Annotated in this window: 13 protein-coding genes; 4 read left to right on the forward strand and 9 right to left on the reverse strand. The window is 65.3% G+C overall.

Annotated features, from left to right (window positions below; translation table 11 throughout):
• The first annotated feature begins 111 nt into the window (after positions 1–111).
• From ALII_RS0110000 to ALII_RS0110010, 3 genes are all read left to right on the forward strand, one after another.
• Positions 112–2,214 carry a TRAP transporter permease gene (locus ALII_RS0110000; protein ID WP_024587184.1) on the forward strand — a complete coding sequence of 701 codons (2,103 nt, stop codon included), beginning with the start codon at positions 112–114 and terminating at the stop codon, positions 2,212–2,214.
• The gene (locus tag ALII_RS0110005; protein ID WP_024587185.1) at positions 2,211–2,597 is read left to right on the forward strand and encodes a DUF1850 domain-containing protein; all 387 of its coding nucleotides are present in this window, start codon (positions 2,211–2,213) and stop codon (positions 2,595–2,597) included. The genes ALII_RS0110000 and ALII_RS0110005 overlap by 4 nt, the downstream gene beginning before the upstream one ends.
• 79 nt (positions 2,598–2,676) lie before the next feature.
• Positions 2,677–3,864, forward strand: coding sequence for an AI-2E family transporter (locus ALII_RS0110010; RefSeq protein WP_024587186.1), 1,188 nt, complete (start codon positions 2,677–2,679; stop codon positions 3,862–3,864).
• Positions 3,865–3,870: 6 nt separating this feature from the next.
• On the opposite strand, the gene ALII_RS0110015 is transcribed toward ALII_RS0110010, so the two are convergent.
• The 8 genes from ALII_RS0110015 to ALII_RS0110050 all read right to left on the reverse strand — a co-directional run bounded on the left by ALII_RS0110015 (position 3,871) and on the right by ALII_RS0110050 (position 13,267).
• A complete protein-coding gene (locus tag ALII_RS0110015) occupies positions 3,871–5,172 on the reverse strand; it encodes an MFS transporter (RefSeq protein ID WP_024587187.1) in 1,302 nt (433 codons plus the stop codon).
• A 209-nt stretch (positions 5,173–5,381) separates the two neighbouring features.
• On the reverse strand, positions 5,382–5,780 hold the full coding sequence (locus ALII_RS0110020) for a F0F1 ATP synthase subunit epsilon (protein ID WP_024587188.1): 399 nt from the start codon (positions 5,778–5,780) through the stop codon (positions 5,382–5,384).
• Between the two features lie 109 nt (positions 5,781–5,889).
• Positions 5,890–7,353: a F0F1 ATP synthase subunit beta gene (gene atpD / locus ALII_RS0110025; protein WP_029660397.1), complete on the reverse strand. Its 1,464-nt coding sequence runs from the start codon at positions 7,351–7,353 to the stop codon at positions 5,890–5,892.
• Positions 7,354–7,400: 47 nt separating this feature from the next.
• Positions 7,401–8,288 (reverse strand): F0F1 ATP synthase subunit gamma, encoded by an 888-nt coding sequence (locus ALII_RS0110030; RefSeq protein WP_024587189.1) that lies wholly within the window; start codon positions 8,286–8,288, stop codon positions 7,401–7,403.
• A 30-nt stretch (positions 8,289–8,318) separates the two neighbouring features.
• Positions 8,319–9,848 (reverse strand): F0F1 ATP synthase subunit alpha, encoded by a 1,530-nt coding sequence (gene atpA / locus ALII_RS0110035; RefSeq protein ID WP_024587190.1) that lies wholly within the window; start codon positions 9,846–9,848, stop codon positions 8,319–8,321.
• Positions 9,848–10,408, reverse strand: coding sequence for a F0F1 ATP synthase subunit delta (locus tag ALII_RS0110040; protein WP_024587191.1), 561 nt, complete (start codon positions 10,406–10,408; stop codon positions 9,848–9,850). Before ALII_RS0110040 ends, atpA begins: the two co-directional genes overlap by 1 nt.
• 211 nt (positions 10,409–10,619) lie before the next feature.
• Positions 10,620–11,015: a DUF4345 family protein gene (locus ALII_RS0110045; RefSeq protein ID WP_024587192.1), complete on the reverse strand. Its 396-nt coding sequence runs from the start codon at positions 11,013–11,015 to the stop codon at positions 10,620–10,622.
• Between the two features lie 56 nt (positions 11,016–11,071).
• Positions 11,072–13,267, reverse strand: a complete 2,196-nt coding sequence (locus ALII_RS0110050; RefSeq protein WP_024587193.1) for a primosomal protein N' — start codon at positions 13,265–13,267, stop codon at positions 11,072–11,074.
• A 100-nt stretch (positions 13,268–13,367) separates the two neighbouring features.
• On the opposite strand from ALII_RS0110050, the gene fsa reads away from it, so the two are divergent.
• On the forward strand, positions 13,368–14,021 hold the full coding sequence (gene fsa / locus ALII_RS0110055; RefSeq protein ID WP_024587194.1) for a fructose-6-phosphate aldolase: 654 nt from the start codon (positions 13,368–13,370) through the stop codon (positions 14,019–14,021).
• A 48-nt stretch (positions 14,022–14,069) separates the two neighbouring features.
• Here the strand turns inward: fsa and ALII_RS0110060 are convergent, their stop codons facing one another.
• Positions 14,070–14,966, reverse strand: coding sequence for a 1-acyl-sn-glycerol-3-phosphate acyltransferase (locus ALII_RS0110060; protein WP_024587195.1), 897 nt, complete (start codon positions 14,964–14,966; stop codon positions 14,070–14,072).
• Positions 14,967–14,974: the final 8 nt, after the last annotated feature.

The raw sequence follows: 14,974 nt of genomic DNA on the forward strand, positions 1-14,974 counted from the left end.
ATTTTTCGATGGAGCAGGCATGCTGCCTGCAACGGGGAGAGGTCACCCAAGATGACAAAGAACACCGAACTGGCAGGCAGCGAGGCCGAAAAGAGGCTTGGCGACGCGCCGATGGCCGCCGCCGCAGAGACGACGGCCGCCGCGCCCGTCGATCCCGAGCACGGCCTCCCCGCAGGCTTCGGCATCGGTCGTGCCGGCACGATCGTCTTCGGCATCGCGATCGCCTTTTCCGTCTTCCAGCTCTGGGTTGCGGCCTTCCACGCCATCCCCAGCCAGGTCGTGCGCTCGATGCATGTCGGCTTCGTCCTGCTGCTCGGCTTCACGCTGATCGCCAATCTCACCGGCGGCGGCATCGTCAAGAAGGCGACCCTTTGGGCCATGGGTATCGTCGGCTTCGGCATCGGCGCCTATTACTGGGTGTTCTACAACGACCTGATCCTTCGCGAGGGCGGCTTCCTTCTGACGCAGGACCTGATCGTCGGCGGTCTCTTGATCGTGCTCGTCTTCGAGGCGACGCGCCGCCTGATGGGCCCGGCCCTGCCGATCATCGCCGGCATCTTCCTGCTCTACGGCCTGTTCGGCGAATACGCACCGGGCGTCCTCGCCCATCGCGGCTATGACTGGGATCAGGTGATCGGACAGCTCGGCTTCGGCACCGAGGGCATCTACGGAACGCCCGTCTACGTGTCGTCGAGCTACATCTTCCTGTTCATCCTGTTCGGCTCGTTCCTGGAACGTGCGGGCATGATCAAGCTCTTCACCGACGTCTCGCTCGGCATGGTCGGTCACACCAAGGGCGGCCCGGCCAAGGTCGCGGTCGTCTCGTCCGCCTTCATGGGCACGATCTCCGGCTCCGGCGTCGCGAATGTCGTGACGACCGGCCAGTTCACCATCCCGCTGATGAAGCGCTTTGGCTACAAGCCCGCCTTCGCCGGCGGCGTCGAGGCGGTGTCGTCGATGGGCGGGCAGATCATGCCGCCCGTCATGGGCGCCGTCGCCTTCATCATGGCCGAGACGCTGAACATTCCCTATTCGCAGGTCGTCATCGCGGCGATCATCCCGGCCTGCCTCTATTTCTTCTCCGCCTTCTGGATGGTCCATCTCGAGGCCGGCAAGCGCAACCTTCTGGGAATGCGCAAGGACCAGACCCCGAGCGCGCTCGGAGCGCTCAAGGCCGGTTGGTATCTCCTCATCCCGCTCGGCGTCCTCGTCTACCTGCTCTTCACCGGCTTTACCCCGCTCTTCGCCGGCACGATGGGCCTTGCGCTGACCGCGGTCCTGATTCTCGGCGGCGCCATCGCGCGCGGCCTGCCGAACCAGACGATCCGCTATCTCTACTGGGTGCTGCTCGGCCTCGTCTGCGCATCCTTCTTCCGCTATGGCGTCAACGTCATTATCTGGACGATCGCGGCGCTCATCCTCGTCAACTTCTTCGTCAAGGGCGGGCGCGAAACGCTCATCGTCTCGCGCAACGCCCTTGCCGACGGCGCGAAGAATGCGCTCCCAGTGGCCATCGCTTGCGCCATGGTCGGCGTCATCATCGGCGTCCTCAGCCTGACCGGCTCGGCCTCCACCTTCGCCTCCTTCATCGTGCGCATCGGCGAGCAGAGCCTCTTCGCCTCGCTCGTCCTGACCATGCTCACCTGCCTCGTCCTCGGCATGGGCATCCCGACGATCCCGAACTACATCATCACCTCATCGATCGCCGGGCCGGCCCTCCTCGAACTCGGCGTGCCGCTGCTCGTCAGCCACATGTTCGTGTTCTATTTCGGCATCCTCGCCGACCTGACGCCGCCGGTGGCGCTCGCTGCCTTCGCCGCCGCGCCGATCGCCAAGGAATCGGGTATGAAGATCGGCATGCAGGCGGTGAAGATCGCGCTGGCCGGCTTCGTTATCCCGTTCATGGCGGTCTATTCGCCGGCGCTGATGATGCAGTCCGGCGGGCCGCTGGAAGCCACCATCGGCTTCTGGCCGGCGGTCGCCTACATCACCTTGAAGACCGTCTTCTCCATCACCTTGTGGGGCGCGGCCGCGATCGGCTTCCTGCTCGCGCCGCTCAACTGGTTCGAGCGTATCTGGGCGATGGTCGCCGCCTTCACCATGGTGCTAGCCCTGCCTATCACCGACGAAGTCGGTTTCGCGCTCGGCTTCGCCCTGATCGCGTTCCACTGGTGGCGCACGCGCGCCGCCCGCAATGCGGCGCCGGCCGAATGAACCTGTGCGTCGAGGCGGCGGGAACGCTCGTCGCCCTGGCGATCCAGACCTTCACGCTGTCCTGGGATCATTCGGTCGAGAAGATCGAATGGTCCGAACGCTGGCGTCTGAGCCCGCAGGGCCTCGTCCTGGAGGAAGCCGTCGTCAGGGGAACCGGAGCCGGCATGGAGATCCCGCAAGGCGCGGTCCTGAAGAACGGAGCCTGGCATTATCGCCCGGACCTGCCGCCCCTGCCCGAACTCGTCCTGTCGGATGCCGGCCGAGGCGCCGACTGGACCCTTTGCGACGGCGACGGCCGCTGCCGGCAGCTTTCGCAGATCGTGGCGACCGCCGGCAATGTCGTCAGGCTGTCGCCCTGCGACAAGGCCGCAAGCCAGCCTTGACCGCCTCGCCAAAACAGTGCCTTGCTGACGCCGACAATGGCAGCGACGGTTCGATTGCAGGCAGATCGACGGAAACCCAGTGAACGAACATCAACCGCAGCGCCCCTCAAACGAACCACGCTGGCTCGGCCCGACCAGTTCGGGCAGGATTGCGCTCGTGCCGCCGCTGTCGGCCGCACGCTGGCTCCTGGTCCTTGTCGTTGCCGCCGGCATCTACTTCTTCCACGGCTTCCTCGTTCCCGTCCTGGCGGCGCTTGTCATCGGCTTTGCGAGCTGGCCGCTCTACAGCCGCCTGCGCGACCGCATGGGCGGCTCCAACATCCTGTCGGCAACGCTCGCGATCGTCCTGATCGTTACCTTCCTCGTCGTGCCCATCATCATGGCCGTCAGCTATGCGGCCAACGAGATGCGCGAATGGTTCTTCTGGGCCGTCGAGACCAACCGGACCGGCAGCCCGACACCGGACTGGATGGCCGCTCTGCCGGCCGTCGGCTCCTGGATCGACGAGCAATGGGTGCGCTATATCGGCCATCCCGGCGCGATCGGCGAACTCGTGCAGCTCGTCTCGGGCGCGAATATCGGCAACATCTACCGCGCGGTCCTGGCGGCCGGCGGCGGCCTGTTCGAGCTGTTCCTGAACCTGCTCTTCATGCTGATCGCGCTGTTCTTCATCTACAAGGACGGCGAGCGTTTCGTCGGGCAGGTCGACCGCATCGGCGAGCGCATCCTGCCGACGCGTTGGAGCCGCATCTCCCGCGTCGTCCCGGCCACCATCTCCTCAACCGTCACCGGCATGACGCTGATCGCCATCGGTGAGGGCATCGTGCTCGGCATCGCCTACTGGATCGCCGGCGCGCCCTCGCCCGTCACGCTCGGCGTCATCACCGGCGTGATGGCGCTCATCCCCGGCGGCGCACCGCTGTCCTTCAGCCTGGTCTCGATCTACCTGATCGCGAGCGGCTCGCCCTTTGCCGGCGTCGCGCTGTGGGTGTGGGGTTCCGTTGAGCTCTTCATCGTCGACAAGACGCTGCGTCCCAAGCTCGTCGGCGGTCCGATCAAGCTGCCCTTCCTGCCGACCTTCTTCGGCCTCATCGGCGGCGTGAAGACGATGGGATTTGTCGGCCTCTTCATCGGCCCCGTCCTGATGGCCCTGCTGGTCGCCATCTGGCGCGAATGGGTGCGTGAACTGGAATTCACCGAACCGGTGGCGACGCAGGTGCCGCCCGATTCGCCCCACACCACGCCGCCCGCATCGAGCCTTGGCTGACGCCGGTCAGTCGACCGCGTCGGCGGCGACGCTCGATGCCGCGCGATGGAAGAAATATGCACCGAACAGCGGGAAGACGAGCGCCGTCATCAGCGCGTAGCGCAGCGATTCGCCGTCTGCTTCTCCGAAGCCCTGCCCGATCAGCGCATCGCTGATGATCCCCACAAGCGCCGGCGCCAGGCCGTAGGCGACGAGTGACGAAGCCAGCACTGCCAGCGCGACCATCGTTCCGCGCAGCGAGGCGTCGGCGACGACCATGATGCAGGCGAGCGACGGTCCAAGGCTGGTGCCGGCGATCAGGAAGGCGAAGAACAGGATCGTGTAGGCGGCCGACGCGCTGCCGGCGAGGTAGAAGGCGGCGAGCAGCGGCACCGAAAGCGCGGTCGCAAGCGCCGGCCACCAGAACTCCCAGAGCCGGTTGCGCTTGCGCAATGCGTTGACGATCAGCCCACCGGCGAGCGTGCCGATCACCAGCCCGACGCCGAGGCTGGCGCCGCCATAGGTCCCCACTTCCGCTGCGGTCGCGCCATGCGCGCGCTGAAGGAAGGCGGGCACCCAGTTGGCGACGCCGACCGTGACCAGCACCAAAGGTGTCCCGACGAGAAGATTGCGGGCGGTTCGCAGGCCGAGCAGGTGCCGGATCGCACGCGACCACGGAACCTGCTTCGAAACGAGCTTGTCGAAAGCGCCGCGCGTCGGCTCGCGTCCGAATGCGAACACCAGCGGCGCGACGATCAGGCCGGGAATGGCGAAGAGAATGAAGGTCGTCCGCCACCCGAAGGCTTCGGCAAGGTGTCCGCCTGCGACCAGCCCGATGAAGGTCCCGAGCGTCCCGACCCCGGCGAAGATCGACAGGGCGAGCGCGCGCCGCTCCGGCGGAAAGTAGTCGGCGATGATCGACTGGCCGCAGGGCGCGCATCCCGAGACGCCGACGCCGACCATCGCGCGGGCCGCGAACATCTGCCCGAACCCGCCCGCCGCGCCGCAAAGCGCCGACGCCGTACTCCAGAACGCAAGTGCGCCCGAGAGCAATCGCACCCGGTTGCGCGTGTCGGCAAGCCGCCCCATCACCAGCCCGAACACGCCATAGAGAACCGCGAAGGCGACGCCGCTGACGATCCCCATCTGGGTGTCAGACAGGGCCAGATCGACCTTGATCGCCTCCAGCATGACCGAGAACAGGACCCGGTCCATGAAGTTCATGAGGTTGACGAGCGCCAGCACCGCAAGCATCGCATAGGCGGCGTTCAGCCGCCGCGGTCGTGCCGTGCCAGACCCCTGGTCGAGGTCGACGGTAGCCAGTGCCATATCGGTTCTCCGGTCCGGCGCCCCGGCCGGAATGAAGCTGTCGTGCTGCTTCTTTGTGAGCAGGCATCGAACAGAGCAAGCCAGCGATGCTTTAAGGAACGCTGAATTACCGATGGCGGATGCGAAAACGGCGGGCTTTCGCCCGCCGTGGTCAATTTCGCGTTAAGCAAAGTACGGATCAGCCCGGTCAGACCTGAAGCCGTGACGCTCTAGACGGCGTCCTGCAGGGTAGCAAGCTGCGCGATGAGCTGCTCGGCTTTGGAGCGCTGGTCGTCGTCCTTGGCGTCGTCGAGATCCTCGCGCGCCTCCTGGATGCGTCGGGAGATGTCGTCCTTGTCGACATCCGCCACGGCGATCGCGGATTCGGCGAGCAGCGTGCAGCCTTCCGGCACCACGTCGGCGAAGCCGCCGAACACGACATAGCGATCCTCGCGGCCGCCGCCGAACTGGACGCGCACCACACCCGGCTTGATCGTCGTCATCAACGGCGCGTGGTTGGCCATGACGGTCAGCTCACCCTCGGTGCCGGGGATGACGACAGCCTCGACCTCTTCGGAGACGAGCAGGCGCTCCGGCGAGACGAGTTCGAACTTGAAAGTTTGTGCCATGTCAAACCGAGTGAATAGTGAATGGTGAATGGTGAATGGTCATCGCCATTCGACTATTCCGACACTCACTATCCCCTACGCTCCATTCACTATTCACCATTCACTGCGATCAGGCAGCTTCGGCGGCGAGCTTCTTGCCCTTCTCGACGGCTTCCTCGATGGAGCCGACCATGTAGAAGGCCGCTTCCGGCAGGTAGTCGTATTCGCCGGCGACGAGGCCCTTGAAGCTCTTGATGGTGTCGGCGAGGTCGACCAGCTTGCCAGGCGCGCCCGTGAACACTTCGGCGACGAAGAAGGGCTGCGACAGGAAGCGCTCGATCTTGCGGGCGCGGGCGACGGTCAGCTTGTCCTCTTCGGACAGCTCGTCCATGCCCAGGATCGCGATGATATCCTGCAGCGACTTGTAGCGTTGCAGCGTCTGCTGCACCGAACGGGCCACCGAATAGTGCTCTTCGCCGACGATCTGCGGGTCGAGCATGCGCGAGGTCGAGTCCAGCGGATCGACGGCCGGGTAGATGCCCTTTTCGGCGATCGAGCGGTTCAGCGTCGTCGTCGCGTCAAGATGCGCGAACGAGGTCGCCGGAGCCGGATCGGTCAAATCGTCGGCGGGGACGTAAATCGCCTGAACCGAAGTAATCGAGCCCTTGGTCGTCGTGGTGATGCGTTCCTGCAGCGCGCCCATGTCGGTCGCGAGCGTCGGCTGGTAGCCCACGGCCGAAGGAATGCGGCCGAGCAGCGCCGACACTTCCGAACCCGCCTGCGTGAAGCGGAAGATGTTGTCGACGAAGAACAGAACGTCCTGGCCCTGGTCGCGGAAATATTCGGCGACGGTCAGGCCCGTCAGGCCGACGCGGGCGCGGGCACCGGGCGGCTCGTTCATCTGGCCGTAGACAAGCGCGGCCTTGGAGCCTTCGCCGCCACCCTTCTTGTTGACGCCCGATTCGATGAACTCGTGATAGAGATCGTTGCCTTCGCGGGTGCGCTCGCCGACGCCGGCGAACACCGAGTAGCCGCCATGGGCCTTGGCGACGTTGTTGATCAGTTCCTGGATCAGAACGGTCTTGCCGACGCCGGCGCCGCCGAACAGGCCGATCTTGCCGCCCTTGGCGTAGGGCGCCAGAAGGTCGATGACCTTGATGCCGGTGACCAGGATCTCGGACTCGGTCGACTGCTCGATATATTCGGGAGCCGGCTGGTGGATCGCGCGGGTCGTGGTCGCGCCAAGCGGGCCTTCCTCGTCGATCGCCTCGCCGATGACGTTGATGATGCGTCCGAGCATTTCGGGGCCGACCGGCACCGAAATCGGCGCGCCGGTGTCCTTGACCGGCTGGCCGCGGACGAGACCTTCGGTCGAGTCCATCGCGATCGTGCGGACGGTGTTCTCGCCGAGATGCTGGGCGACTTCGAGAACCAGGCGCTGGCCGTTATTGTCGGTCTCGAGTGCGTTCAGGATCGCCGGCAGGTGATCGTCGAAGGCAACGTCGACGACGGCGCCGATGACCTGGCGGACCGTGCCGGTCGAGCCGGATGCGGCAGGCGTGGCCGCCGGGGTGTTGGTAGCTGCTTTAGCCATCGTTGTGAGCCTCTTTCTTCACGGCGCCTGAAAAGACGCCCGGTCGATTACAGCGCTTCCGCGCCGGAAATGATTTCGATCAGTTCCTTGGTGATCTGCGCCTGGCGCTGACGGTTGTAGGTGATCGAAAGCTTGTTGATCATGTCGCCGGCATTGCGCGTGGCGTTGTCCATCGCCGTCATCTTGGCGCCCATTTCGCCGGCAGCATTCTCGAGCAGCGCCCGGAAGATCTGCACCGAAATGTTGCGCGGAATGAGGTCGCCGAGAATCTCGCTCGCGTCGGGCTCGTATTCGTAGACGGCATTGCCGCCTGCAAGTTCGGCCGACGCGTCGGGCGCGGTCGGCGCCGAGGCGGGGATGATCTGCTGCGCGGTCGGAATCTGGCTGATCACCGACTTGAACTGCGAATAGAACAGCGTCGCGACGTCGAACTCGCACTGGTTGAACAGCGAAATCACCTTGCGGGCGATCTGGTCGGCATTGGCGAAACCGACCTGCTTCACGTCGCGCAGTTCGATGCGCTCGATGATCAGGTGCGCGTAGTCGCGGCGAAGGATGTCGTAGCCCTTCTTGCCGACGGTGATGATCTTCACCGTCTTGCCCTCGGCCAGAAGCCGGCGGGTGTGTTCGCGTGCGAGGCGGGCGATCTGCGAGTTGAAGCCGCCGCAAAGTCCGCGCTCGGCGGTGGAGACGACGAGCAGGTGCACGTCGTCCTTGCCGGTTCCGGTCATCAGCGGCGGGGCATCCGCACCGTCGACCGCGGCCGAGATGTTTGCCAGAACCGTCGCCATGCGCTCCGAATAGGGGCGCGCGGCTTCGGCGGCTTCCTGCGCACGACGCAGCTTCGCCGCGGCGACCATCTGCATCGCCTTGGTGATCTTCTGCGTCGCCTTGACCGAGGCGATGCGGTTACGAAGGTCTTTCAGTGAAGCCATGCGGCAATCTCTGCTTTCTCGTCAAAGGCCTCAGGCGAACGACTTGGCGAACTTGTCGATTTCCGCCTTGAGCTTGCCGCGCAGGTCGTCGGACAGCGCCTTCTCCTTGCGGATCTGGTCGAGCACGTCCTTGCCTTCCGTGCGCATGTGCGACAGCAGGCCCTGCTCGAACTTGCCGACATCGCCGAGCGCGATCTTGTCGAGATAGCCCTGCACGCCGGCGAAGATCACCGCGACCTGCTCTTCCGTCTTCAGCGGCGAGAACTGCGGCTGCTTCAGGAGTTCGGTCAGGCGAGCGCCGCGATTGAGCAGGCGCTGCGTCGAAGCGTCGAGGTCGGAGCCGAACTGCGCGAAGGCGGCCATCTCGCGATACTGGGCGAGTTCGCCCTTGATCGAGCCGGCAACCTGCTTCATCGCCTTGATCTGCGCGGCCGAGCCGACGCGCGACACCGACAGGCCGACGTTCACGGCCGGGCGGATGCCCTGGAAGAAGAGGTTGGTCTCGAGGAAGATCTGGCCGTCGGTGATCGAGATCACGTTGGTCGGGATGTAGGCCGAGACGTCGTTGGCCTGCGTCTCGATGACCGGCAGCGCTGTCAGCGAGCCCGAGCCCAGTTCGTCGTTCATCTTCGCGGCGCGCTCGAGAAGACGCGAGTGCAGGTAGAAGACGTCGCCAGGATAGGCTTCGCGGCCGGGCGGACGGCGCAGCAGCAGCGACATCTGGCGATAGGCGACGGCCTGCTTCGACAGATCGTCATAGGCGATCAGCGCATGCTTGCCATTGTCGCGGAAATATTCGGCCATCGTGCAGCCGGCGAACGGTGCCAGATACTGCATCGGGGCCGGGTCGGAAGCGGTCGCGGCGATGATGATCGAATATTCGAGCGCGCCGCGCTCTTCGAGGACCTTGACGAGCTGCGCGACGGTCGAGCGCTTCTGGCCGATGGCGACATAGACGCAATAGAGCTTCTGGCTCTCGTCGTCGCCCTGGTTCAGCGACTTCTGGTTCAGGATCGTGTCGAGAATGATGGCGGTCTTGCCGGTCTGGCGATCGCCGATGATCAGCTCGCGCTGGCCGCGGCCGACCGGGATCAGCGCGTCGATGGCCTTGAGGCCGGTCGACATCGGCTCATGCACCGACTTGCGCGGGATGATGCCGGGCGCCTTGACATCGACGCGCTTGCGCTCGATGCCCTCGATCGGGCCCTTGCCGTCGATCGGGTTGCCGAGCGCGTCGACGACGCGGCCGAGCAGGCCGGGACCAACGGGCACGTCCACGATCGCGCCGGTGCGCTTGACGGTGTCGCCTTCCTTGATGTCGCGGTCGGCGCCGAAGATGACGACGCCGACATTGTCGGCTTCGAGGTTGAGCGCCATGCCGCGGATGCCGCCAGGGAACTCGACCATCTCGCCGGCCTGGACATTGTCGAGGCCGTAGACGCGTGCAATGCCGTCGCCGACGGAGAGAACCTGACCGACCTCGGAGACCTCGGCCTCACGGCCGAAATTCTTGATCTGGTCCTTGAGAATTGCGGAAATTTCCGCGGCGCGGATGTCCATCAGCCGACCTCTTTCAGTGCAAGCTTGAGCGAATTGAGTTTAGTCTTGAGCGACGTGTCGATCTGGCGCGAGCCCATCTTGACGACGAGACCGCCGAGCAATGAGGGGTCGACGGAAAGATTGACCGTCACGTCCTTGCCGGCAACGCTTTTCAGCGCCGCCTTGAGTTCCTTCTCCTGCGCCGCATCGAGCGCATGGGCGGAGATCACATCGGCCGAAACCTCACCACGCGCTTCCGCCGCGATCTGGCGGAACGAGGCGATGATGCCGGGCACGGCGAAGAGCCGGCGGTTCTGCGCGACGACGCGCAGGAAATTGCCGACGAGACCCTTGATGCCCGCCTTGTCGAGAATCGCCGAGATCGCGCGGAACTGGTCCTCGGCCGAGAAGACCGGGCTGGTGACGAGGCGCTGAAGATCGGCGCTCTCCTCGAGCATGGCGGCGAAGCGGCCGAGCTCTTTCTCGGTTTCGGCGATGGAATTCTCATCCCGCGCCAGTTCGAACAGCGAGCGCGCGTAGCGCTGCGAAACACCTGAGATCATCGAGCCAGACTGTGCCACGAAGTGTGTTTTCTCTTCATCTGGAAGGCAGCGAATTCGAGCACCGGGGCAAATGACCGGCTAAATCCCTGACCTCGTTGAAAATTTCCCCCGGACAAGCGATCCAGCCGCCGTCCCGGTCAAAAGTCGATTGCCGTCTAGCACAGGCTTTCAGGACTCGCAACACGCCTTGCCGGGCGGTTTTTGGCCGTTTTGTCGCAGTTCGAAAGGATCAGCCGACGAAGCCCAGCGCGAAGGCGAGCGGCAGTCCGGCAAGCACGATCTCGATCGTCAGGACGATCCAGTTATAGGCCGTGTTGCCCCGGTCAGACAGCATCGAAACGACCCGTCCGAACGCCGTCAGCGCCCACGACGCTCCCAGCGTCAGGTAGAGGAGCGGCTGGGCGAGCAGAATGCAGCAGAGCCCGGCGCCGAGATAAAAACCCGACATCGTCGCCCGCGATTCGGCCACCGCCTCGGGATGGTTCGGCGCGGTCTGCAGCCGCAGCGCCTTCAGCGAAAGCCGCGGCGCAAACAGCGTCACCAGTCCGAACAGCACCGTGATCGCCGCCGACGACCACGCCAGCCACTCGCCCTGCGTATACGGCCACGGAAATGCGAGTTCCATCTGTCAAATCCCCTCGAAATCTGGACATCCGCATACGCGGGCACCCATCGACCTGTCTACAAAAAGCTCTGCGGGTCGATGTCCACGCTCACCCGCACCGACCCGCGTTCCTTCGGCCCGGCGCCGAGCATCGCGCGGATATACCCCTGGATGTCCGCCTTCCGCTCGGCGTGCACCAGCAAGCGAAATCGATGCCGGCCGGCGACGAGCGAAAGCGGCGCTTCGGCCGGGCCGAGCACCATGATCTCGTTCGAGCGCAATGCAGCCTGCCGCAGCCCGCGCGCATGGCCCTCGGCCTCGGCCCGCGTCGCGGCGCTGACGATGACGCCGGCGAGGCGGCCGAAGGGAGGCAGGCGGCCGCGCTCGCGCTCGCTGACCTCGCGGTCGTAGAACGCTTCCGCGTCGCCGGAGACGAGCGCGCGCATGACCGGATGATCCGGCTGGTAGGTCTGGAGCAGCCCGACGCTCTTCTTGCCGGTGCGCCCGGCGCGGCCCGTCACCTGGCTCAGGAGCTGGAACGTCCGCTCAGCCGCGCGCGGATCGCCGTTCGCAAGCCCCAGATCGGCATCGACCACGCCGACCAGCGTCATGTTCGGAAAATTGTGCCCCTTGGCGACGAGTTGCGTGCCGATGACGATGTCGGCCTCGCCCTTGGCGATGGCCTCGAGCTCGAGCCGCAGCCGCTTCACCCCGCCCAGCATGTCGGAGGAGAGAACGATCACGCGGCTGTCGGGAAAGTGGGAGACGATCTCCTCGGCGATCCGCTCGACGCCCGGCCCGCACGGCACCAGATGGTCGAGTGTCCCGCACGACGGGCAGGCTTCGGGACGGGCTTCGGAATGCCCACAATGGTGGCACATCAACTGGCCGCGAAAGCGATGCTCGACCAGCCAGCTCGAACAGGACGGGCACTGGAAGCGGTGCCCACAGACGCGGCACAGCGTCAGCGGCGCATAGCCGCGCCGGTTGAGGAAGAACAGCGCCTGTTCGCCGCGCTCCACCGTCGCCCGCGCCGCCGAAACGAGCACCGGCGAGATGAACCCGCCGCGCACTGGCGGATGTTTTCGCATGTCGATCGCGCGGATATCGGGCAGCGCCGCCTCCGCATACCGGCCTGACAGCACCTCCCGCGCATAGCGCCCCTGCCCCGCATTGACGCGGCTTTCAACCGATGGCGTCGCAGACGCAAGCACCACCGGAAACTGACCGATATGGCCGCGCACCACCGCCATGTCGCGCGCATTGTAGAAGACGCGATCCTCCTGCTTGTAGGCGGGATCGTGCTCCTCGTCGACGACGATCAACCCGAGCTCCTTGAACGGCAGGAACAGCGCCGAGCGCGCGCCGGCCACCACCTGCACGCGCCCCTCCGCCATCTGCCGCCAGACCCGCTCGCGCGTCCGCGGCGCAAGGTCGGAATGCCATTCGGCCGGCTTGGCGCCGAACCTGTCCTGGAAGCGCTCCAGAAACGCTGCCGTCAGCGCGATCTCGGGCACCAGCACGAGCACCTGCCGGCCCGCCCGCACCGCCTCCGCGATCGCCTCGAAATAGACCTCGGTCTTGCCAGACCCCGTCACACCGTCGATCAGCGTCGTCGAAAACCCGCCATCGATGACCTTCTCACGCAAATTTTGCGCCGCCTCGGCCTGCTCCGGCATCAGCTCAGCCTGCGCGTACTCAGGATCGGGTGCGGCGACGACCGGCCGCGGCGCGATCTGCGCCTCGTCGAAAACGCCCTGCGCCTTCAGCCCGTCGATCACCGTCAGCGACGTTCCGGCCGCGCGCGCCAGCCCCGAGCGCGTCCAGGCGAACCCATCAGACGCCATTTCGAGCACGCGCCGGCGCGCATCCGTCATCCGGTCGGGCTCGGCGCCCGAAAGCACCAGCCCGTCGATCATCGGCTCGGGATCGAACGCCGCCGGCGCTCGCAGCAGCATCCGCGCCACCATGCCCGGCGGCGAGAGCGTATAGCTCGCAACCCAGTCGACGAAACGGCGCAGCTCCGCGCTTATCGCCGGACAGTCGAACACATGGTCGATCGGCCGCAATTTCTTCGGATCGACCGATCCCCCGTCGCCGTCCCACACCACCCCCGCAACCAGCCGCGGCCCGAGCGGCACGCGCACGATCGAGCCCGGCAAGACGTGCATGCCGTCCGGAACCGCATAGGAATAGGCCCGCTCGGCCGGCATCGGCACGAGAACGGGCACGACCTTGCTTGGCGGGAAGAGGGAAGGCGAATCTTGGCTCATCGGACGTGACCTTGCCCCGATCTTGCGCTAGTGCAAGTCCCAACCGCCGGCTGGCGGACTTCCCATCCGCCGCCCGCCCAGAAGCCTGAAGGAGACGCACATGAAATTCTTCGTCGATACGGCTGACGTCGCCGACATCCGCGAACTCAATGAATACGGCCTGCTCGACGGCGTGACGACCAATCCGTCGCTGATCCTGAAGTCGGGCCGCGACATCAAGGAAGTCACCAAGGAAATCTGCGACATCGTCGACGGCCCGGTGTCGGCCGAAGTTGCCGCCACGGACTACGCCGAGATGATGCGCGAGGCCGACGTTCTGTCGAAGATCGCCGACAATATCTGCATCAAGCTGCCGCTGACGCTCGATGGCCTCAAGGCCTGCAAGGCGATCACCGTCGACGGCCGCCTCGTCAACGTCACGCTCTGCTTCTCGGCCAATCAGGCGCTGCTCGCCGCCAAGGCGGGCGCGAGCTTCATCTCGCCCTTCATCGGCCGCATCGACGACATGGGCACGGACGGGATGGAGCTGATTTCCGAAATCCGCACCATCTACGACAATTACGACTTCAACACCGAAATCCTCGCCGCCTCGATCCGCACGGTAAACCACGTCAAGCTCGCCGCCCTCATCGGCGCCGACGTCGTGACCGTGCCGCCGGCAACCCTCAAGGCGCTCGTCAAGCACCCCCTCACCGACAAGGGCCTCGAAGCCTTCCTCGCCGACTGGGCCAAGACCGGCCAGAAGATCGGTTGATCGGTCAAATCCCTAGCACAAAAAACCCCGCTTCGAGCGGGGTTTTTCTTACCTGTGGAACTCGGCGCCGGGATCCCGCGCCAGATCCTCGACCGTGTGCTTCTGCAGCATCGCTGCCACCTCGGCCGCGTCCCCCTGCAGGAGATCCGGTGCGATCGGTTTGCCGACGGTGATCTCGAAAGGTCGATTCTTCTTATTCAACAGTTCGTGGAACACGGTCATGTCGCGCATCTCGGTCGAATATTTCGACAAGAAGTAGAACAGCCCAGAATTGCGCGCGGTGATGTGCGCCGGCAAGACCGGCACGTTGTAACGCCGCGCGAGCGCCACGAAGGAAGGCTGCCAGGGCCGCTCCGTCAGCTTGTTCTGGTTCCAGTACGCGATGCGGCCGGACGGAAACAGCACCACGGCGCGGTCGTTGGCGAAGGCCTTGGCCGTCATTTCCAGCGTGTCGCGGCTCTTCGAATGGCTCTTCTCGCCCTGCCGCCACTCGACGGGGATGATCAGGTCGCGCAGACCTGCCGAGACGCGAAGCGCGTCGCGATTGGCGAAGATCGACAGGTCGTCGCGCACCGGCTTCATCAGGTCGTAGACGGCGATGCCGTCGGCGATGCCCGTCGGATGGCTCGGCGCGAGCACGAAGCCGCCGGTCTTCGGAATGTTGTCAAGCCCGGTCACCGTCACGTCCAGCGCCAGCAGCTTCGACAGATAGTCGAAGGCCGCGATGCCCGGCAGCGGCGCCATGTCGTTGGCCATCGAGACGGCCAGATCATAGTCGAAATAGCGGTAGATCAAGGGCCGCAGCGCCGGCCAGGCCGGGTTGCGAGACAGATGCGTCGCACGTTCGGCGATGAGCTGGTCGACCACATGGTCGCGCGGCTTGGCCGAAGGCATCAGGTAGCTGATGATCGAGGTGAGACTTAACGGCGCCTGCCGAAGATTCATTCTATGCA

The sequence above is a fragment of the Aliihoeflea sp. 2WW genome (genome assembly GCF_000497755.1).
GTDB lineage: Bacteria > Pseudomonadota > Alphaproteobacteria > Rhizobiales > Rhizobiaceae > Aliihoeflea.